The organism is Chryseobacterium sp. A321 (assembly GCF_054489265.1).
Genome location: NZ_JBTMWZ010000001.1, coordinates 1488478 through 1510100 on the forward strand (window position 1 = coordinate 1488478; position 21623 = coordinate 1510100).

The 21623-nt window shown below is 42.1% G+C and carries 21 protein-coding genes; 16 read left to right on the forward strand and 5 right to left on the reverse strand.

What is annotated here, in order from left to right:
- Positions 1-31: 31 nt before the first annotated feature.
- The 8 genes from ACX3PZ_RS07030 to ACX3PZ_RS07065 all read left to right on the forward strand — a co-directional run bounded on the left by ACX3PZ_RS07030 (position 32) and on the right by ACX3PZ_RS07065 (position 9103).
- Positions 32-1675, forward strand: coding sequence for an alpha-amylase family glycosyl hydrolase (locus tag ACX3PZ_RS07030; RefSeq protein ID WP_459112348.1), 1644 nt, complete (start codon positions 32-34; stop codon positions 1673-1675).
- 5 nt (positions 1676-1680) lie between these two features.
- Entirely contained in the window at positions 1681-2229 is a 549-nt protein-coding gene (locus ACX3PZ_RS07035) for a TlpA family protein disulfide reductase (RefSeq protein WP_459083755.1), read from the forward strand.
- 277 nt (positions 2230-2506) lie between these two features.
- Positions 2507-4237 (forward strand): DEAD/DEAH box helicase, encoded by a 1731-nt coding sequence (locus ACX3PZ_RS07040; protein WP_459112349.1) that lies wholly within the window; start codon positions 2507-2509, stop codon positions 4235-4237.
- Between the two features lie 135 nt (positions 4238-4372).
- Positions 4373-5011, forward strand: a complete 639-nt coding sequence (locus ACX3PZ_RS07045; RefSeq protein WP_459083757.1) for a DUF47 domain-containing protein — start codon at positions 4373-4375, stop codon at positions 5009-5011.
- Between the two features lie 19 nt (positions 5012-5030).
- Entirely contained in the window at positions 5031-6176 is a 1146-nt protein-coding gene (locus ACX3PZ_RS07050; RefSeq protein ID WP_459083758.1) for an inorganic phosphate transporter, read from the forward strand.
- 192 nt (positions 6177-6368) lie between these two features.
- A complete protein-coding gene (locus ACX3PZ_RS07055; RefSeq protein WP_459083759.1) occupies positions 6369-7340 on the forward strand; it encodes a polyprenyl synthetase family protein in 972 nt (323 codons plus the stop codon).
- Positions 7341-7348: 8 nt separating this feature from the next.
- Complete coding sequence (locus tag ACX3PZ_RS07060; RefSeq protein ID WP_459083760.1) at positions 7349-8311, forward strand: GSCFA domain-containing protein; 963 nt, start codon at positions 7349-7351, stop codon at positions 8309-8311.
- A gap of 24 nt (positions 8312-8335) precedes the next feature.
- On the forward strand, positions 8336-9103 hold the full coding sequence (locus tag ACX3PZ_RS07065) for a TatD family hydrolase (protein ID WP_459083761.1): 768 nt from the start codon (positions 8336-8338) through the stop codon (positions 9101-9103).
- Positions 9104-9171: 68 nt separating this feature from the next.
- Here ACX3PZ_RS07065 and ACX3PZ_RS07070 read toward each other — a convergent pair whose 3' ends face one another.
- The 5 genes from ACX3PZ_RS07070 to hpt form a co-directional block, all read right to left on the reverse strand.
- Positions 9172-10422, reverse strand: coding sequence for a DEAD/DEAH box helicase (locus tag ACX3PZ_RS07070; RefSeq protein WP_459083762.1), 1251 nt, complete (start codon positions 10420-10422; stop codon positions 9172-9174).
- Positions 10423-10524: 102 nt separating this feature from the next.
- Positions 10525-11010: a DUF6438 domain-containing protein gene (locus ACX3PZ_RS07075; protein ID WP_459112350.1), complete on the reverse strand. Its 486-nt coding sequence runs from the start codon at positions 11008-11010 to the stop codon at positions 10525-10527.
- A gap of 133 nt (positions 11011-11143) precedes the next feature.
- A complete protein-coding gene (gene obgE / locus ACX3PZ_RS07080) occupies positions 11144-12127 on the reverse strand; it encodes a GTPase ObgE (protein ID WP_459083764.1) in 984 nt (327 codons plus the stop codon).
- 54 nt (positions 12128-12181) lie between these two features.
- Positions 12182-12772: an adenylate kinase gene (locus tag ACX3PZ_RS07085; protein ID WP_459083765.1), complete on the reverse strand. Its 591-nt coding sequence runs from the start codon at positions 12770-12772 to the stop codon at positions 12182-12184.
- 24 nt (positions 12773-12796) lie between these two features.
- Positions 12797-13351, reverse strand: coding sequence for a hypoxanthine phosphoribosyltransferase (gene hpt, locus ACX3PZ_RS07090; protein WP_459083766.1), 555 nt, complete (start codon positions 13349-13351; stop codon positions 12797-12799).
- A 289-nt stretch (positions 13352-13640) separates the two neighbouring features.
- Here hpt and ACX3PZ_RS07095 point away from each other — a divergent pair, with 289 nt between their 5' ends.
- The 8 genes from ACX3PZ_RS07095 (at position 13641) to ACX3PZ_RS07130 (ending at position 21615) form a co-directional block, all read left to right on the forward strand.
- Positions 13641-14927, forward strand: coding sequence for an adenylosuccinate synthase (locus tag ACX3PZ_RS07095; protein ID WP_459112351.1), 1287 nt, complete (start codon positions 13641-13643; stop codon positions 14925-14927).
- A gap of 254 nt (positions 14928-15181) precedes the next feature.
- Complete coding sequence (locus tag ACX3PZ_RS07100) at positions 15182-16027, forward strand: energy transducer TonB (protein WP_459083768.1); 846 nt, start codon at positions 15182-15184, stop codon at positions 16025-16027.
- 170 nt (positions 16028-16197) lie between these two features.
- Positions 16198-16995 carry a ParA family protein gene (locus ACX3PZ_RS07105; protein ID WP_459083769.1) on the forward strand — a complete coding sequence of 266 codons (798 nt, stop codon included), beginning with the start codon at positions 16198-16200 and terminating at the stop codon, positions 16993-16995.
- Positions 16985-17872: a ParB/RepB/Spo0J family partition protein gene (locus ACX3PZ_RS07110; protein ID WP_459083770.1), complete on the forward strand. Its 888-nt coding sequence runs from the start codon at positions 16985-16987 to the stop codon at positions 17870-17872. The genes ACX3PZ_RS07105 and ACX3PZ_RS07110 overlap by 11 nt, the downstream gene beginning before the upstream one ends.
- Entirely contained in the window at positions 17872-18489 is a 618-nt protein-coding gene (locus ACX3PZ_RS07115) for a DUF5683 domain-containing protein (protein ID WP_459083771.1), read from the forward strand. Before ACX3PZ_RS07110 ends, ACX3PZ_RS07115 begins: the two co-directional genes overlap by 1 nt.
- Before the next feature lie 5 nt (positions 18490-18494).
- Positions 18495-19196 (forward strand): 4-hydroxy-tetrahydrodipicolinate reductase, encoded by a 702-nt coding sequence (dapB, locus tag ACX3PZ_RS07120; protein ID WP_459083772.1) that lies wholly within the window; start codon positions 18495-18497, stop codon positions 19194-19196.
- Positions 19197-19257: 61 nt separating this feature from the next.
- Positions 19258-20922 (forward strand): signal peptidase I, encoded by a 1665-nt coding sequence (lepB, locus tag ACX3PZ_RS07125; RefSeq protein WP_459083773.1) that lies wholly within the window; start codon positions 19258-19260, stop codon positions 20920-20922.
- A 75-nt stretch (positions 20923-20997) separates the two neighbouring features.
- The gene (locus tag ACX3PZ_RS07130) at positions 20998-21615 is read left to right on the forward strand and encodes a WbqC family protein (protein ID WP_459083774.1); all 618 of its coding nucleotides are present in this window, start codon (positions 20998-21000) and stop codon (positions 21613-21615) included.
- The last annotated feature ends 8 nt before the right edge of the window (positions 21616-21623 follow it).

Genomic DNA, 21623 nt, shown 5'->3' on the forward strand with positions numbered 1-21623 from the left:
TTCCTATGTTGGATAGAAATTCTATTTTCCTATGACTTTAAAAAAGATTCTAATCTCCTTTGTAGCGCTACTTAGCTTTAGTTCTTGTAGTGTGAATTCATCGGTGTCCTCCAAGGGGGATTCCTTTAATTGGCAAGCCGCCAATCTCTATTTTGTGCTTCCAGACCGCTTCTCCAATGGGGATCTTACCAACGACAAATCCTTTGGGCGCACGGAATCTACCGCTGCATACCGCGGATTTGAAGGAGGGGATCTAAGAGGAATGATTCAAAAATTAGATCAAGGGTATTTTACAAACTTAGGGATTAATGCCATTTGGCTTACGCCGCTTGTGGAACAGATTCATGGTGCGGTGGATGAAGGCACAGGTCTTACGTACCCTTACCACGGGTATTGGGCAAAAGATTGGACTTCGCTTGATCCCAATTTTGGATCGAAGGCAGATTTGAAAGAATTTGTCGAGAAAGCGCACAAGAGAGGAATTCGAATTGTTTTGGATGCGGTGATTAACCATACAGGACCCGTGACTTCTACCGATCCGGTTTTTCCAACTAGTTGGGTGAGAACGGAGCCGATTTGCACGTATGAGAATTACCACTCTACCGTTTCGTGTACGCTCGTGGAGAATCTTCCGGACCTTCTAACGGAAAGCACTCTTCCGGTGGAGCTTCCTTCGAGTCTAGTTGAAAAATGGAAGAAGGAGAATCGCTACGAAAAAGAAGTAGCAGAACTAGACGCGTTCTTTGAGAAAACTGGGTATCCGCGTGCGCCGAAGTATTACGTAATGAAATGGCTTAGCGATTACATCAAAGAGTTTGGAATCGACGGGTACCGGGTGGATACGGTGAAGCATACGGAAGAAGGAGTTTGGAAAGACTTTGAAAAGGTGGCCAAGAGCGCTTTCTTAGAATACAAAGCGGCGAACCCCACAAAGGTGCTGGATCAAAAGGATTTCTTCCTCGTAGGGGAAGTGTATGGGTATGGGATTTCTCAAGAAAAACAGTACGATTTTTCGGATCGCAAAGTGAATTACTTTGACAACGGATTTGATGCGCTCATTAATTTTGATTTTAAATCGGATGCAAATAAAGAGTATGAGGATCTCTTTGAGTATTACGATCAGAAGCTATCCGGTCCTTTGAAAGGGAAAACCGTGATGAATTACGTAACCTCACATGATGACAGTACGCCTTTCGACAAAGAGAGAAACAGAGGGTTTGAGTCTGCAACCAAACTTCTGCTCACTCCCGGGATCGCTCAAATTTACTATGGAGATGAGTCGGGTAGGAGTTTAATTCTAGAAGGCGCCGTAGGAGATGCCACCCTTCGCGGCCCCATGAATTGGGAAGAGATTCAAAGCAGTCCATCTACGCAGGAACTTTTAGCGCATTACCAAAAATTAGGTAAGTTTCGCGCCCAGCACCCTGCGATTGGAGCTGGCAAACACCAAATGCTTTCAAAAAGTCCGTACTATTTTTCAAGAGTGCTTGATAAGGACAAAGTCATTGTCGGTCTTTCTCTTTCGCCTGGAAGAAAACAGGTGGATGTGAAAGGGGTCTTTGCGGAAGGAGCTGCGCTGACAGATGCGTATTCAGGTGCAAGTGCAAAAGTGAAAAACGGACAGGTAAGCTTTAACTCTCCGGAAGAAATAGTCCTACTCGAACTTAAAAAATAAATGAAATGATATCAATAAAAACGTGCTCTAAACAAATTCTACTCTTGAGTTTTGTCCTTGTTTTTTCCTTAGGTTATGCTCAAAGAGCCCCTGAATCTCCAAAAACCTCCTTTTCGAAAGAGGCCTTAGCTGAAAGTTTGACCGCGAAAAGCGGAACGAAAACCAGCGTGGGGGCTGTGCTTGAAAAGTACAAAGGAAAAGTCCTTGTAATTGACTTTTGGGCAAGTTGGTGCAAAGACTGCATTTTGGCGCTTCCCAAAACCCAAGAAATCAAACAAAAATATCCCCAAGTGGATTTTGTCTATTTTTCCTTAGACCGCTCCTACGAGCAGTGGAACCGAGGACTCGCAAAATACAATATGGAATCGTGGGATCATTACTGGTTTGACCAGGGGTGGAAAAATCCATTTAACGTATACATTGAACTAAACTGGGTTCCTCGTTTTATGGTGGTAGATCAAACTTCAGACATTGCACTTTACTATGCAATCTCACCCGAAGATCCAAACTTTTTGGAGGTTTTGGAGCGATTATCTGTGGCAAATGGAAATTAAAAAGAAGGATTTTCAATACTTTTTTGACTCAAATTCAGGGCGTTAAAGTCAATATAAAAGCTCGGATTAGCAAATCCTTAAAAAAAAGTGAAGATTACGAACTGGGCTCTAGTGCACTATAAGGGGTTTTCTCTTAGAGAAAGGAAGGGGCTAAAGATCGCAATTGCAAGGGACTGAGAGAGGTAGGCGTAGAGCGGCGAGTTTCTGTTCCGTAAATTACTTATTAGCTGTTATTCAATTATTTGTTGTACTTTTGCAAAAATTTTTAAATTACTGAATGAATTTATTTTCCGAGTCCAATTTAAGTCCTGATTTAATAAAGGCAATTGGCGAACTGGGCTACGAAGCCCCGACAGAAATCCAAAAACAGACTATTCCTTTCATCTTATCAGATACACGCGATTTAATCGCTCTAGCGCAGACGGGAACAGGCAAAACAGCAGCGTTTTCGCTTCCGATTTTGGATATGATTGACGATACGAGTCGTAAAATCCAATTTTTGGTTCTTTGCCCGACACGCGAACTATGTCTTCAAATTACGAAAGACATAAAAAATTACTCCAAGTACATGAAAAACCTCAAAACCACAGCGGTTTATGGAGGTAGCAGTATTGTGGATCAAATGCGCTCACTTCGAGACAAACCGCAAATCATTGTGGGAACTCCCGGGAGAGTGATTGACTTAATTAACCGTAAAGCCCTTGATTTTTCAGAAATTCAATGGATGGTGCTTGACGAAGCAGACGAAATGCTTTCGATGGGTTTCAAAGACGATTTAGAAACGATCTTAAGAGAAACCCCTGACACCAAGCTAACGTACCTTTTCTCTGCCACCATGAGTAAAGAAGTGGAACGTATTTCAAGAAATTACTTGACCCAACCTCATCGCATTGCGGTAGGATCTATCAACGAGGTTAAGAAAAACATTACGCACGAATATTATGTCGTAGGGTACCGTCAAAAGAAAGAGGCTCTTAAGAGACTTATTGACGCAAATCCTAACCAATATTCAATTATTTTCTGCCGTACTCGTATGGAAACGCAGGAAGTGGCTGACTTTTTAATGCAGAACGGCTACGCCGCAGATGCATTGCACGGTGACCTTTCCCAAGCCCAAAGAGATACGGTGATGAAGAAGTTTCGTTTGAAAAACATTGACATTCTTGTAGCCACAGACGTAGCGGCGAGAGGACTTGATGTGAACTCACTTACGCACGTAATTCATTTTTCGTTACCGGACGATCCTGAAGTTTTTGTTCACCGTAGTGGTAGAACCGGAAGAGCAGGGAAAAACGGAATTTCGATGGCTTTAACCAAACCAGACGAAACACGTAAATTGAAGCAAATCAAGTCGGTGACGAAAATTGATATTCAAGAAAAGCAAGTTCCGACTAGCGACGTGATTATCAAGTCTCAAGTGGAAGGAGTCTTTGAGAGACTTTTCACAGAGCACGAAGAATTTTTCACATTTGATGATTCTTTAATTCCAGACTTGTCTGAATTTACCAAAGAGCAACTTGTTCACCAACTTTTACAATTTCAACTAAGAGATTTGGCTTTATTCTATCAGGATAAGAAAGATCTTAAAAGCGAAAGGTTGTCTGACGAGAGAGACGCTCCATCCTCAAGAAGAGACCGTCGTAGAGACGATCGCGACAGAGGCGATAGAGGCGGTAGAGACGATCGTAGAAGAGACGACTTTAGAGGTTCGGATCGACCTAGTAGAGATAGAGACGGGGGTCGCGGTGGAAAACGTCGTAGCAATGCAAACATGACCCGTTTTTTCTTTAATTTAGGAAAAAAGGACAACCTAAGAAAGATGGACTTACTGGATATTATCAATAAGGCGACACAGAAATCTCGCAAGAGACCGGATGTGGGAGACATTGAAATCCTAGAAAAATTCTCTTTCTTTGAAGTAGACAAAGATTTCCAACAAGAGATACTAAGCAATTTAGGATCGATGAAGTTTAAAGGAAAAGACATGAGAGCCGAAGTGGCTGGATAAATTAAGAAATGCCGGAACGTAAGTTCCGGTATTTTTTTGGCTTATTTTTTAATGTTAACAAAAATTAATATTAAATTTTAAATCTGCTCTTGACTTATACCGATATTTGCACCCTGAAAAATAATCACAATTACAATGGGAATAGGTAACATATTTAAAGCATTCCAACCAAAGGACAAAGTGTTCTTTGTCTTGTTTGAAAAGGTCGCAGATCAATTGGTTCAAATGTCAAAAGAATTCCACGAGGGACTCCTTGAGTTCGATACAAACGACGATACGCTCCTAAGAAAAATGAGTGATTATGAGCATCAAATGGATGATCTCACCCATGAAATTTTCGTACAACTAGGGGAGAATTTTATTACTCCTTTTGACCGTGAAGACATCAACCTACTCGCTTCCGGACTCGACGACATTGCAGATTACATTTACGCTTCTGCAAAGTATATCTTCTTATACAAAACCCCTGAGATTAAAGAATTTAGCGAGCTATCGCTTCTGATTCACAAATCTTGTATTGAAATTAAAACCGCTATTGTGAATCTGAATCGATTCAAAGACCCGGCGGCTGTAAAAGAATCTTGCATTAAGATTAATTCTTTCGAAAACATTGCGGACGACGTACTTAGTCAAGCATTAGTTAAATTATTTGAGAACGGTGATCCTATCACGATCATTAAAGCAAAAGACGTTTTAGAGTATCTAGAAGTGGTTACTGACAAGGCGGAAGATGTGGCGAATACCATCGAGAACATCGTGATCAAATACGCTTAATTTACCCTAGATCAATTCCATGGACTTTCCAGTACTTTTAATTATCATCATTGCGCTTGCTCTGATATTCGACTTCATTAACGGGTTTCACGATGCGGCCAATTCCATTGCCACCATTGTATCCACCAAAGTTTTAACACCCTTTCAGGCTGTTCTTTGGGCTGCGGTATGGAACTTTGCGGCCTTCTTTCTTGCCGCGTACGTCATTGGAGAATTTAAAATTGGGAATACGATTGCCAAAACCGTGAATGAAAATTTCATTAACCTTGAAGTGATCTTTTCCGGTTTAATTGCCGCGATTTTTTGGAACTTACTTACCTGGTGGTTTGGGATTCCTTCCTCGTCTTCGCACACGCTCATTGGAGGGTTTCTAGGGGCTGCTTTAATGCATGCCTTTTCTCTGGACTATGCGCAGGTACAACTGACAAGCCCGGATTTATCCTTCTTTGAAACCTTTAGGCAGGCCATTATGCAGCTTATGACGCAGGACGTGGTTATGTACGGCAAAGTGATCCCGATCTTTTTGTTTATTTTCCTTGCCCCAATTATTGGGATGATTATCTCGATAATCATCACACTTATTATTGTCAACTTAGCCAAGAATGCAAAACCGCACAAGGCGGAGAAACAGTTTAAGAACTGGCAATTGGTTTCTTCTGCACTTTTCAGTGTGGGACATGGACTAAACGATGCGCAAAAGGTCATGGGGATTATTGGAGCCGCAATCATCTTTTACCACGTAAATATGATTGGAGGGGACGATGTATATGCCGTGATGGACTCCTCAGAAAGATTTAATTTTTTTGCTCAGCATTACCTTTGGGTTCCCCTGGTATCTTTTCTAGCCATTGGGCTTGGAACGATGAGTGGTGGATGGAAAATTATTAAAACAATGGGAACTCGTATTACCAAGGTAACTCCTCTAGAAGGAGTGGCTGCGGAGAGTGCAGGAGCCATTACACTATTCTTAACGGACCATTTAGGGATTCCCGTATCTACAACCCATACCATTACAGGATCTATCATTGGGGTGGGACTTACAAAAAGGGTGTCGGCCGTACGTTGGGGCATTACCATTAGCCTTCTTTGGGCTTGGGTAATTACCATTCCGGTTAGTGCTCTGATTGCAGGAGTAACGTATTATTTAGTTACTTTATTCACGTAAAGAAGTACACAAATTTATATCGATAGCGAGCCCAGAAGGCTCGCTATTTTTTGTAGGTAGAGAAGAGAAGAAGTCTAGAATTCTACAGCCTTTGAGATCCGGTTGGAACTTTCTATTTTTTTCAAAAGGAATCAAATGGTTTGTTTTTTTACCCGCTGAATTAGTCTTATTTTTGTGTCTTATTAGAAATCTATGGAATTTATACAAGAATATCAGAATGTCGTGGCAAGTGCGATTGAAAAATTCAAGTTCACGCAGGAGCCTCAGGAGCTTTACGATCCCATCAACTATATTATTTCGCACGGAGGAAAACGCCTAAGACCAGTGATGGTTCTGATGGGAAATGATCTTTTTGATGGAGAGCTAGACAAAGCAATCAAACCTGCATTAGCCATTGAGTTTTTCCATAATTTCTCTCTTATTCATGACGATATTATGGACGAAGCTCCTCTACGTAGAGGGAAGCCTACGATTCATACGCTGCATGGAATAAACATTGGGATTCTATCGGGAGATGCTCTTCTTATTAAATCCTATCAGTTTTTTGAGGACTTAGAACCTGAGCTTTTTAAAAAATGCACGATGATTTTTTCACAAACCGCGGCCATTCTTTGTGAAGGTCAGCAAATGGATGTGAATTTTGAAACCAGGGCAGATGTAACCTATGAAGATTACCTTCAAATGATTACGAGCAAGACCGGTGTTTTAAGCGCCGCATCCTTTAAAATAGGAGCTCTGATTGCAGGGGCGAGTGATAAGGAGGCAGAGAACCTTTACCAATTTGGAAAGCATATTGGAATTGCCTTCCAAATCATGGACGACTACCTCGATGTCTTCGGCGATATGGAACAGTTCGGAAAACGCCAAGCAGGCGATATCTTTGAAAATAAGAAGACCGTTTTGTACCTTCTTGCCATGGAGCATGCAAACGCAGAAGAACGCGAGGAACTAGAATACTGGTATTCCAAAAAAACAGAAAATATTGATAAACTACATGGAGTTCTAAAAATCTTCCGTCGTACAAAGGTGGACGAGAAAGTGCTTCGTTTGATTCAAAAGCATAACGAACTGGGCCAACAATTCTTGGGGGAAATTAATCTCTCTGAGGAAAAGAAAAAGCCTTTCATTGAACTTGCCAATTATTTACTTAAACGCGAATCTTAATTTTTCCCATGCAGTTCCGTACGCCTGTTCCGATTCCAGAATCTAGCATCAAGTTAGAAGTAGAAGACCCTGTGTTTTCCATCGGTTCTTGTTTTTCAAGTGAGATCTCTAGTCTTTTGAACAAAGGCCAAATTCAGACCTGCCACAATCCTTTTGGGACTCTATTTAATCCCTTTTCGATTGCCAAGGCCGTGAGGGCGGCGCACGATTCCAAAGTATATACCGACGAGGATTTAATTCAGTACCAAGACAAAGTCATCTCCTTAGACCACCATTCAAAATACAACAGTGGATTTGTGCACAAAACCTTGGAAAAAATCAATGCAGATATTGAGGTTTCCAATCGGTTTTTGCAGTCCGCGAAGTGGATTATCGTGACCTTTGGAAGCGCCTATGTCCACGAGTTTTTGCCGCGTCCTCAAATTGTGGCCAACTGCCATAAATTGCCGGCAACGTATTTTAAGAAACGCCTATTAAGCTCAGAGGAAATAAAATCTGCCATGCAGCAAACGGTGGAGGATTTGATGGATATTTGCCCCTCCGGCGTTCACATCCTTTTTACCCTTTCTCCAGTGCGTCATACGAAAGAGGGCATCGTAGAGAACCAACGAAGCAAGGCTCTTTTGCTAAGTGCAATGCACGAAATAGTGGAGCAGTATGAGGAAGTGACGTATTTGCCTGTCTATGAACTGATGTTGGACGAACTACGAGACTATCGTTTTTACAAAGAGGACATGCTGCATCCCAGTGCGCAGGCCGTAAATTATATTTTTGAAAAGTTTGGCAATGCTTACTTTTCAGAGGCCACGATGGAGTTTATTGAAGAGAACTTCAAAATAATGCGCTCTTTGCAACATCGCCCCTCCCAGGAGCAGGATCCTAAATACCTTGAATTTAGGGAAGCCTTAAAACGAAAAATTCAGACGCAAAGAGAAAAAGTGAACCATCCTATTTTTTTGGACGATCTCTAGGAATAAGGAATTAGCTTAGAAACGATGATAGATACCCATACCCATTTGTATTCAGAGGCCTTTGAGCAAGATCGCGATCAGGTCATAAAGAGAGCTCAAGAAGTCGGTGTAGAGAAATTCTATTTGCCTGCCATTGATTCGAGCACACACGAGTCTATGTTGGCTCTAGAAAAGAGGTATCCAGATAGCATTTACGCGATGATGGGACTTCATCCTTGCAGTGTAAAGCCAGAAACCTACGAAACTGAATTAAAGCAGGTAAGAGCCTATTTGGAGAAGAGAGCGTTTTGTGCGATTGGAGAAATTGGAATTGACCTCTATTGGGACAAGGAAACCCTTGAAATCCAAACTCATGCTTTTGAACTGCAAATTGACTGGGCAATCGAGCTCGATATCCCTATTGTGATTCATGCTAGAGAAAGTTTTGATGAGGTCTTTGAGGTGTTAGAGAGAAAACGTCATCCTAAATTAAGAGGGATTTTCCACTGCTTCACGGGTAGCTACGAGCAGGCACTGCAGGCAATTGACCTTGGTTTTTTGCTTGGAATTGGAGGCGTGGTTACTTTTAAAAATGGAGGAATATATAAATTCTTAGGGGAGATTTCCCTTAAGCATATCGTTCTTGAGACCGATTCCCCCTACTTAGCACCGGTTCCCTACAGGGGAAAGCGAAATGAGTCCTCCTACTTATCTCTTGTCGCAGGGAAATTAGTAGACGTATACCAAGTGGATTTTGATCAAATTAAAAAGCAGACTACTAAAAATGCAGAAATTCTTTTTGTCAAATCGTAAGAGTAGACAAAAAGGAAATAAAAAAAAGACCGCTGATTTTTTGCGGTCTTTTTGTTTGTGCTCAAAGATTATCTATTTCTAGTGAATCCCTTGTTCTTAGGTTTTTTATATCCAAGGTCTTTTTTGGCTTGAGGCCTCGGTTTTGGCGTAAAAGGTTTGTTATTGCTGTCTCTTTTTTCAGCCACCAAATTGTCCACGTGGTAAGGATGGTCTCTTTCTACCGGAATTTTCATTCCTATGAGTTTTTCCGTGTTCTTTAGGTTGAGAAGGTCAAGTCCGTCTACAAAAGAAATGGAACTACCGGAAGAGCCTGCCCGACCGGTTCTACCAATACGGTGAACGTAAGTTTCCGATACGTCAGAGAGTTCAAAATTGATTACATATTTAAGTTCATCAATGTCAATACCTCTTGCCGCAATGTCCGTAGCCACCAAAACTCTTGTGGTTTTGTTTTTGAAATTGCTTAGGGCATTTTGACGTGCATTTTGAGATTTATTCCCGTGAATGGCCTGAGCGCTAATGCCAGATTGATGAAGTTTCTTTGCAATTTTATCTGCTCCGTGCTTTGTTCTGGCAAAGATAAGGACCTGGTCAAGTTTTGGATCCTCCAAAAGGTGAGTAAGGAGGTTAAGTTTGTTGTCCTTGTCCACGAAATAAACCGCTTGGGAAATGGTCTGAGCCGTAGAGGAAACCGCTTGCACTTCTGCTCTTACAGGATTATTAAGCATGGTTTTCGCCAAGTTCTGAATTTCTTCGGGGAACGTAGCGGAAAAGAAAAGAGTTTGTCTTTTTTGAGGAAGCATTTTTACAAGACGCTTCACGTCATGCACGAAGCCCATGTCGAGCATTCGGTCGGCTTCGTCGAGCACAAAGATTTCAATATGCTTTAGGCTAATAAGCCCTTGAGAAATAAGATCGATTAGACGACCGGGTGTAGCCACAAGAATGTCCACTCCTCTTTTTAAGGCGGTTTGTTGAGCGCCTTGCTTCACTCCTCCAAATATCACGAGGTTCTTAAGCCTTAAGTTCGCCCCGTATTCGTTAAAGTTTTCTTCGATCTGAATCGCGAGTTCACGCGTAGGGGTTAAGATAAGGGCTTTGATTTGACCCGGTTTCGAGGGCTTTTCATTTAAGAGCTGAAGAATTGGAATCGCAAAAGCGGCCGTTTTCCCAGTTCCCGTTTGCGCCGTTCCTAAAAGGTCTCTCCCTTGCAAAATGGAAGGAATCGCTTTTTCTTGGATCGGAGTGGGCTGGGTGTATCCCTTTTTTTCGAGCGCTTTAAGTATGGGGTCGATAAGGTGTAAATCGGTAAATTTCAATGAGTAGTATTTTAAATTAAGATAAATCCTTTCTCCTAAAGAAAGGACTATTTTTGAGGGTGCAAAGGTAGTTTATTTTTTTTTGTCCTACGAAAGACTTCCTTAGTCTACTTTTACCCAGTTTTCCGAGAGTCTAAGACCTTCGATAGTCTCATAAAATGCTCTTAGCTCTGGTGTTCCTCTTTTGCCGTAGTCGTCCCACTGCACTGCTTTTTCAGCTGAAAGCCAGATTTTCACTTTTGCTGTGGGAAGATCCGTGACTTGTCTGTTGCCGTAGTGGTCTTCCAAAGAATTTACATTCAGCTTTGCAAGCGCTTGCTGAACGGCCTTAAACGAGGCCTCGGTTAGAGTGGTTTTAAAGGTTCCTTCCGGTCCCGCATTGGGGTCGTAATCTTTGGTTTGAGGATTTGAAAACGTAAAACGCTCCGCTTTAATCACGGCGCTTCGGTCCGGATTAATCGTGATTTCAAAGATAGGACAAAAGCCAAAGCATGCGGTCGCTTCGTACTGAAGGGTTTGGAAAGATTTATTTTGCGTCGTACAACTTGCAAGAAGAAGTAGGCCAGCGAAAAAGGAAAGTAGTTTCATAATCTATTTTTCTTTCTCACGTTCAATAATTGTACCCAATTGCACTCTTAGCCTCTTTTTCTTCTCCTATTTAAAAATGAAAAAGAGGGATGGGTGGATTTTAAAAGAAATAGGGGAGGTTTTAGGTTCCTTTTTAGCCGTGAAGCTTCTTCCAAAGGACATCCTTAAGTTCCATAAGGCCCTGTTCGCTGACTCCGGAGAAAAACAAAAGAGGAACTGTCTCTGGGAATTCTTTTCGGATTTCTGTTTTCAATTCCTCATCGAGCAAGTCGGCTTTGGAGATGGAAACGACAAAGTCTTTTTCTAGCAATTCCGGATTGTACTTAGAGAGTTCATTTTTGAGAACTTGGTATTCTTCAAAATGATCGGGAGAATCGGCTGGAATTAAAAAGAGCAAAATGGAATTTCTTTCAATGTGTCTTAAAAATCGGTGGCCAAGTCCTTTTCCTTCGGCAGCCCCTTCAATAATTCCAGGAATGTCTGCCATTACAAAAGATTTGTAATTTCTATACTCTACGATTCCTAAGTTAGGCGTTAGGGTGGTAAAGGCATAATTGGCAATCTTCGGTTTTGCAGCGGACACGGCCGCAAGCAAAGTGGATTTTCCTGCATTCGGGAATCCCACAAGACCTACGTCTGCTAGGACTTTTAATTCAAAAACAACATGGCCTTCTTCGCCGGGTAGACCAGGCTGTGCGTAGCGCGGGGTCTGGTTGGTGGACGACTTGAAGTGCTCGTTACCAAGACCTCCTTTTCCTCCTTTCATAAGGATGATTTCCTGTCCGTTCTCCATGATTTCTCCGAGAACTTCTCCTTCTTCATTTTTGGCTACGGTTCCCAGGGGAACCTCGATGTAAATATCCTCACCGTCTGCACCGGTTAATTGGCTTTTGGCTCCATTGACTCCTCGCTGCGCCTTAATATGTCGCGTATAACGTAAGGGCAAAAGGGTCCACTCTTGGGAATTGCCACGCATGATGACATGCCCGCCACGTCCTCCGTCACCGCCGTCTGGACCTCCTTTGGGAATGTATTTTTCCCTTCTAAGGTGTGCGGATCCAGCACCCCCGTGACCACTTTTACAGTGAATTTTTACGTAATCTACAAAATTTGACATATAGGTCTTTTAGCTTGAGGAAAAGGATGGTTTTTAGTGAAAAACCAAACTTTTTTAGTCCTGCTGTGTTTTAATTTTTCTTACTTCGCGGTAAAGCGCTTCTGCAATTTGTGGAATTTCTCCCACGCCATTGATCTCCACGTACTTTCCTTGTTTTTTATAAAGTTCCGCTACTTCCGCGGTCTTTGTATAATATTCTTTGATGCGATTGCGAATGATTTCTTCATTGCTATCGTCGGTTCTTCCGCTCGTTTTCCCTCTGTTGATAAGACGTTCCACTAGGATTTCATCTTCTACAATAAGCGAAAGGCATAAATCAATCTTTGCATTTAATTCGGTTTTAACAATCTCTTCCAGGGCAAGGGTTTGTTCTGCCGTTCTTGGGAATCCATCAAAAATAAAGCCAGCCGCATCGGTCGGTTTTTGTACCTCGCTTATGAGCATATCAATAGTCACTTGGTCTGGAACAAGCTCTCCTTTGTCCATGTAGGACTTGGCTAATGTTCCAAGTGGAGTGCTATTTTTAATGTTGAATCGAAATAAATCCCCTGTAGAGATCTGCTTGAGATTAAAAGTTTCGATTAAATTTTGTGCTTGTGTGCCTTTTCCACTTCCTGGAGGGCCAAAAAGTACGATGTTGATCATATCTTATAGTAGTTGTATGGCGGATTAGTGATTGATTCGTCCTTCTGCAAGTTGATACAAATCGGGAAGGTTACGACCGAGTTCATCGTAATCCAGTCCGTACCCTAAAACGAATTTGTTTGGAATTTCTTTTGCCACATAGTCGATTTTAAAATCCTTTTTAAAGACATCCGGTTTTAAAAGCAAAGTGGCCACCTTTAAAGATTTAGGTCTTTGGGTATTTTTGAAATATTCAAAAAGACTTTCAATCGTTCCGCCTGTATCCACTATGTCTTCCATAAGGATAATGTGACGGCCTTCGACTTCTTTCGTGAGATCCATCTTTTTGTATACGATTCCCGTAGATTGGGTTCCGGAATAAGAACTTACTTGCAGGAATGCAATTTCACAAGGGCCTGGATAGTGCTTCAAAAAATCGGCGAAGAACATAATTACCCCGTTTAATACCCCGATAAACACAGGGGTTTCGTCTTTGTACTCCTCATAAACTTCAAGGGCGAGGGCTTTAATGAGTTCTTGAATTTCGTCGTTCTTTAAATAAGGGACGAATTCTTTGTCGTGAATCTGGACTCTGTTCATAGTGAATTTCAAAATGCAAATTTACGAATTTTTAAGGAAGTGGCCCTAAAGGAATCAAATCTGCATTTTAGTAGCCTCGGGGCTCGTCTGTCGCTCTTTTTATGGGACCGCTCAATTTTTCAAAAATTAGGTTTGGGCTCTAAACTTAGCCAAGAAAGGGAGAATATGGATCTTCCAGGAGCGCATTTGAAAAAGCAGGCCAATTTGAGGGTAAAATCTTAACTCAATTGTTTGTACAGCTTTTATATTAGAAGTAAATTTGTCCGAATCTAATAAAAAGTAATAGTTTATGTCTACTTATGTGGTTGTAGGTCTTCAATATGGAGACGAAGGAAAAGGGAAAATCACTGACGTGCTTTCCGCTAAATCGGATTATGTTGTGCGCTACCAAGGCGGTGATAACGCAGGTCATACGGTGTATGTAGGAGAGGAAAAATTTGTACTCCATTTGCTGCCTTCTGGTGTTTTGCAATGCAGAGGGAAATGTATTATTGCCAACGGCGTGGTAGTGAACCCGAAATCGTTCCTAAGAGAAATCGAACAAATTGAAAGCAAAGGAATGCGTACGGACCATGTGTTCATCAGTAGAAGAGCGCATGTGATTATGCCTTATCACATTATGTTAGATACCTATAGAGAGGAAGAATTCGGAGGAACTGAAATTGGAACGACCAAAAAAGGAATCGGACCTTGCTACGAGGATAAAATTGCTCGTGTGGGTATTCGTATGGTCGATCTACTAAACCCGGAAGTGCTTAGAGAGAAAATTGAAAAAAACCTTCGAGTTAAAAATTCTCTTTTTGAAAAGTATTTTGAAAAGCCGACGATGGATATAGAAGAAATTTACCAAGAGTTTTTAGAACTTGGGAAAAAACTTCAAGACCGTATCGTGGATACCGAAGTGGAACTCAACGATGCGATCAAAGCAGGGAAAAACGTGCTTTTCGAAGGCGCTCAGGCTTTAATGTTAGACATTGATTTTGGTACCTATCCGTATGTGACCTCTTCTTCCCCTTCCACTGGTGGAGTCTGCTCTGGAGCTGGAGTACCTCCCACGGCACTTGAAAATTTAATTGGAGTTTCCAAGGCGTACACGACTCGAGTAGGAAACGGACCTTTCCCTTCTGAGCTGCACGATGAGCTAGGAGAGAAGATGAGAAAAGTCGGAAATGAATTTGGGGCGACTACGGGAAGACCAAGAAGAACCGGATGGCTCGACCTCGTTTCCTTGAAGCATGCTTGCATGATCAATGGGATCAACAATTTGGTGATTACCAAACTGGATGTATTGTCCGGGATTAAGCCACTTAAAATCGTGACACATTACAAAACAGAGGATGGGAAAATCATTGATTATTTCACATCTTCTACCACGAAATTAGATCTGTACGAACCGATTTACGAAGAGCTTGAAGGATGGGACGAGGACATCTCCCATGCGAGAACCTACGAGGAACTGCCTTTGAATGCGAAAAAATACATAGAATACATCGAATCGTATTTAGGGATTAATGTGTATTTGGTGTCTGTAGGACCCGAAAGAAGCCAGAACATTATTAGAAAAGAACTTTTCTAATTTTCTATACTAAATACCCTCTCTAACCGGCCTTTTCCTTGGAAAGGGCCGGTTTGTTTTGTACGTACTTGGGAGAATTTCGTGTGAAATTTATCTTCAGATTGAAATTTTATACTGATTTTGGATTTATTGTGCGCTTGTTTCATGAATTTGGCAAGCTTGTTGAATATATTTCTACGAATTAGTCTATGGGGTGTAAAATATTACTTTTTACATAACGGGGATTAAAAGTATAAACCTTAAATCCAAACACAATGAAAAAATTTACTCAATTCAAAATGAGCCATTCACTAGACGAAGTGCTCTTTGAAAACCGAAACAAGGAGTACGGAGCTTACCTCCTAAGGCAGCAAGCGGACTCGGTTTTAGCCAAATCCCTATTTGTAGGGGTTAGTCTTTTTGCCGTGGCTACTTTGCTTCCCATTCTCCTATCGACTAGTTTAGGGAACAATCGCCCTGAGCAAATCCCAGCTGAGGATCCGGTTTGGATTTTAAGGGAACCGCTTAGTCCAAAGCCGGCTGAGGCGCAAAAAACTTTGCCTGTGCAAAGTACAAAGCCCTTAGAGACGCCCAAGCAAATCGTTCCAAGTGTTCCCATTCCTACAAGAACACCCGAGGTGAGTAAGGAGGCTACGCCGGTAACTCCTTCTCCCGTTATTACGGGAGCTGATACGGGTCCAAGCATTCCTTCTTCAGCCGTGGGCGTTGGGACAAACGCGGGACCTACGCAAGGACCAGGGAAAGTGGAGTCAACTCCCACGGCTCCCACGCAAGAGATCGATCCGAATGCCATATACGGTTCCGTGGACATTGCGGCGGATTTCAAATCGGGAATTGAATCGTTTCGTTCTCAAGTACTGCAGCGTTTTGACAGTTCAGGATTTACAAACGAAGCGGACGTGTTAAAAACGACTGTAAGTTTTGTCGTGGAAAAGGACGGAACTCTTTCCTCCATTAAAGCAAGCGGTCCAAGCGCTGAATTTAACAAAGAAGCCGAAAGAACCGTGGCCTCGATCAAAGGGAAATGGAAACCTGCGAAAGTGGACGGAAATTGGGTTCGTAGTTCGTTCCGATTTCCAATTTCAATGCGTATCGAATAAAGAGAAGCCCAAAGCAGAGAGAAAAAGGAATTATCCACGTCCAATTTTGGATTGTGGATAATTTTTTTAGAGTTTAATTCGCTTGTTGTTAGGGTGTTGACTTGTTTCACGTGGGGACGAATTAGGCGCACGATAAAAAAATTGTATTTTTGAAGAATAAATTAAATCAGATGGCAAAAATCATTGGGGTAGCCAATCAAAAAGGGGGCGTGGGAAAGACCACGACGGCGGTAAATTTAGCAGCCGCACTAGGGGTGCTAGAAAAACGCATTCTATTAATAGATGCAGATCCTCAGGCCAATGCCACCTCTGGACTCGGGGTAGAGCAGGTGCAGTATTCCACCTACAATTTACTTGAACATAGTGTCGAGGTGGATCTGTGCATTCAAAAAACGAGTTCTCCTAATGTGGATATTATCCCTTCTCATATAGACCTAGTGGCAGCGGAAATTGAGCTTGTGGACAAAGTCAATAGAGAATACATGCTTAAAAACGCGCTGGAGAGCGTAAGAGATAGGTACGATTATGTAATCATTGATTGTGCGCCTAGTTTAGGACTGATCACTGTCAATGCATTAACCGCAGCCGATTCCGTGATTATTCCGATTCAATGCGAATACTTTGCCCTAGAGGGTCTTGGAAAGCTTCTTAATACCATTAAGAATGTACAAAAGATTCACAACGGAGAATTGGACATTGAAGGTCTTCTACTTACCATGTTTGATTCGCGTCTTCGCCTTTCCAACCAAGTGGTTGAGGAGGTGAATTCTCATTTCCCAGAAATGGTTTTTGACACGATTATTTCTAGAAACGTGCGCCTGAGTGAAGCGCCAAGTTTCGGAGAAAGCATCCTCATGTACGATGCAGAGAGCAAGGGAGCGATCCAATACATCCAATTGGCTGAGGAAGTGATTTTGAAAAATGAAACCAGTAGTCCATCCTTAAAAAAACAAAAAGTTGAAAGATAAAAAACGTGCCATGGGCAGAGGGCTTGGGGCGATCCTAAGTTCAGAGTCCAAAGTTTCCATTAATTCTGCTACGGACAAAGGAGCGGAAGTTCTGTTGGGTCAAATTGTAGAGGTTCCTATTGAAGATATTTATCCCAATGCCTCGCAGCCTAGAACTTATTTTGATGAAAAAGCATTAGAAGATTTAGCGCAGTCTATTCAAGCGCTGGGTGTAATTCAGCCCATCACGGTAAGAAAGGACGGTGAGCGCTTCGAAATTATATCGGGAGAAAGAAGATACCGCGCTTCCAAAAAAGCAAAGTTAAAATCTATTCCCGCCTACATTCGACTGGTCAACGACCAAGAGCTTTTAGAAATGGCGCTGGTTGAAAACATTCAAAGAGAGGATTTAGATTCGATTGAAATTGCCCTTACCTACCAAAGGCTTTTGGATGAGATTGGCATGACCCAAGAAAATTTAAGTCAAAGGGTCGGAAAGGAAAGAAGTACCATTACCAATTCCATTCGACTTTTAAGACTGACCCCGGCGGTACAAAACGCAATTCGAGGCGGTGAGATTTCAGCAGGACACGGAAGAGCCATATTAAGCATTGAGTCGCCCGAGCTGCAGAGAGAACTTTTTGAAACCATCGTAAAAGAAGGGTTAAACGTAAGACAAAGTGAAGTCCTCGCAAACAGCCTTAAATCTCCTTCTACCAAAGTGCAGAAACCCATCAAGGTGCTTTCTAACGAACTCAAAAAAGCGCAAAAGCGACTTAGTGATGTTTTGGATGTGAAAGTAGAGATAAAAACCGTGGGCAATGGAAAGAAAGGGAAGATTGTTTTAGATTTCAAGGACCAAGAGGAGCTCGATACCATTCTGGCTCATTTTAAATAATGAAGAGTGTAGTTCTACTTTTAGCGATTTGCTTAGGAGCCAGCTTTTCTGCGCAGGTGCAAAGGCAGGATACCCTTTTGATTTCTAAAGACACCGCTACAATTCGGGAACAAAAATCTCAAGACGCCGTATTAGAGGAAATTCAGGAGGCAAATGAGGCGCCACGCCCTACATTTAATCCGACCAAAGCGGGACTTTATTCCGCTGTACTCCCAGGTCTAGGGCAGTATTACAACCGGAAATATTGGAAGATCCCTATTGTTTGGGCTGGGATAGGAACGGGAATAGGAGTTTCCATTTACAACGACAATATGTACAAGCGGTATCGCGATGCGTACGTGGCGGAATTAAATGGACTTCCTCATGAGTTTTCGGACATTGAAGGCATTACAAAAGAGGCTTTAGGAAGAACTCAAGACCGTATGAAAAGGCAGAGAGATTATTCCATGGCCATCACAGGACTCGTGTATATTTTGAATATCATGGATGCCGTCGTAGATGCGCACCTCTACGACCAAAGACACGATCCGGATCTCGCGATCAAACCGACTGTGATTTACGATCCTTTCGGGCTTAACAATGCAAAAGCGGGACTTAGTTTTAATTATAATTTTTAGAAAAGATGAAAATAGCACTTGTAGGCTATGGCAAAATGGGAAAGATCATTGATGAAATTGCAACGGCAAGAGGTCATGAGATTTGTGCGAGGCTAACGCAGACCCCAACGAAAGAAACGCTAAATGCTGCAGAGGTTGTCATTGAGTTTTCTCAGCCAGAAGTGGCCTTTGAGAATATCAAGACCGCTTTAGAACTTGGCATTCCGGTGGTGAGTGGAACCACGGGTTGGCTTGATCAGAAGCCTAAAGCAGAACAAATCGCCTTAGAACATGACAGTGCTTTTCTTTACGGCTCTAATTTTAGCCTTGGCGTAAACTTATTTTTTGCCCTAAATGAGAAATTGGCTCAACTCATGAAAGGGGTCGATTCCTATACGGTACAGCTAGAAGAAATTCACCACACCCACAAGAAAGACTCCCCGAGTGGAACCGCTATTTCTTTAGCAGAGGGCATCATGGAAAACCATCCTTTGTACGAGAGTTGGAAATTGGAACAGACCCGTGGATCCGAAATAGGTATTTTCGCTTTAAGAGAAGACGAGGTGCCCGGAACCCACAGTGTTCGCTACCAAAGTGAACAGGACGAAATTGAAATCAAGCACACCGCCTTTGACCGTTCAGGCTTTGCCTTAGGGGCCGTAGTGGCCGCGGAGTGGATTCAAAATAAGAAAGGGGTTTTTTCCATGAAAGACGTACTCTCGCTTTAAAGTGTAACAAATACCAAAAGGATTTAACTAATTTGAAAAGCCCAAGGGCATACAAAAGACTATGGACTATTTTCTGATCTACGCGTTATACGTACTTATTCTTTCTCTTCTTATGGGAGTTTCTTCCTGGAAACTTTTCCAAAAATTGGGATACAAACCCATTTTTGCGTTTGTCCCTTTTTATAATTATTATCTGATTTTAAAGGAGTCTAAACATTCTACTTGGTGGTGCCTACTTTCGTATTTGCCTATTGTAGGTCCCATTATGATGTCTGTGTTTCATCTTTATTTAGTGGGCCTTTTTGGAAAACGAAGCTTCGGACAACGAATTTTATGTGTCGTTCTTCCTTTTGTGTATTTAGCGCTTGTCAATTATTCAAAAGATTCGCAAAAAGAGAAACCCGAGTTTCTTCTTCCAGGCGAAGAGCCAAGCAATCAGAAAAAAGAAACGTTTTTAGGATCCGTGACCTTTGCCGTCGTGTTTGCCACTATAATTCACGTGTTTATTACGCAGCCGTTTGGGATTCCAACCGGTTCCATGGAGCGTACAATGCTCGTGGGAGACTTTTTGTTTGTCAACAAACTGAATTACGGATTCCGTATGCCCATGCGACCTGTAGCCATTCCGTTCTTGCAAGGAACCATTATGGATACGGGAGAGAAAGGCAATCCGATTGACGATCCTAAATCGTACGTAGAGGCTATTGATCTTCCTTACCTTCGTTTACCAGGTTGGGAAAAGCCAAAGAAAAATGACATCGTCGTTTTCAATTATCCTGACGACTCTGTGCACGTTGCAATTGATCGGAAGGATCCTTATGTGAAACGTCTAGTGGCAGGTCCTGGGGACACGATGGAATTTCGTGCAGGCCGCTTATATATCAACGGGAAACCAGAAGTTCGAATGGGGGATGCGCAGGTGCAACATGCTTACACTCTATATACGAGCTCACAGCTAAACATTCCGGCGCTGTACGACCAATACGGATTCTTGCCTGTGGTTGAGCAGCAATTGCAGGGAGGCTTTTATTATCGTTTCCAAGGTCTAACCGAATCTCTTGCAAAGGAACTTAAGCAAATGCCACAAGTGGTCAAAATGGACGAAATCGTGGAACCTAAAGGAGAGCACGAAATTAGTTATTATCCGGATATGCCACGATCGATGGAGGCGGGTGAACTGGTGCCTAGTTCGAAAGTGAATTATTCAAACACGATATTCCCTTTTGGTAAGCTTTGGAATGTAGATTGGTACGGTCCACTCAAAATTCCTTACAAAGGTGAAGTTTTGAATTTGACAGCAGAGAATATTGTAGAGTACCGAAAGCTTATCGTAAAACACGAGGGCAATACCTTAGAAGAAAAAGACGGGAAATTTATCATCAACGGAAAACCTGAGTCCACCTACACGGTGAAATACGATTACTACATGATGATTGGTGACAATCGCGATGCCTCTTTAGATGCTCGTTTTTTCGGGTATGTACCTGAGACCCATATTGTGGGAAAACCGATGTTTACCTGGCTTAGTGTCGAAGGACTGTTTGCAGATCAGAGCTCTTCTTACCAAGCCAATGGCAAGAAGATTCGTTGGGATCGAATGTTTAAAGCGAGCAACACGGGAGAGCTGCATAAAACCTCCTACGCATGGGTAGCCGCCCTGCTTTTAGTCCTTTTCTTCGGTTGGGATTATTTCGTGAAACTCTTTCGAAAGAAAAAAGAAGACTAACCCCTAGGTTCTTAATAAACCAAGTGAGAAAAGAGCCCTAAAGGGTAATTTTCTCACTTTTTTACGTATAGATAGATGATGAATAGCCACTCCCTAATGCCCGTATTTTATTTGCCGCCGATTTCTTGGTTTCATTCTTTTTTGAAACCGGAATCTTTGGTCCTTCTAGAAGCATTTGAGAATTTCCCGAAACAGACCTTTAGAAATCGCGCACATATCTACGGTGCCAACGGAAAACTACCCTTAATTATTCCGATTCGCCATACAGGTGCGCGGGTTTATCGCGATATTGAAATCTCGTACGCAGAAGACTGGCAAGCCCTGCACTGGAAGTCGATTAAAACGGCCTACCAGAGTTCCGCTTATTTTGAGTTTTACGAAGACCGCTTACAGACTTTGTACGAAAAGAAGGAACCCAGCCTTCTGCTTTTTAATTTAAGAGCCTTAGAACTGATTCTAGAACTCTTAAAAGAAGAGAAACCGCTTGAACTCTCAAAGCACTATGAGAAAAGCATCCTAGGTAAGGATCTGCGTTCGGAGTTTAGTGCAAAAAAGCCTTCTCGCTTTGAAAATAGACCCTATTATCAGACCTTTAGTGATAAATTAGGGTATTTAAATGATCTCTCGGTACTAGATTTGCTTTGTAATCTCGGACCTGAGAGTTCCCTTTATATTAAAACGACTAATGAATAGTAAAATAA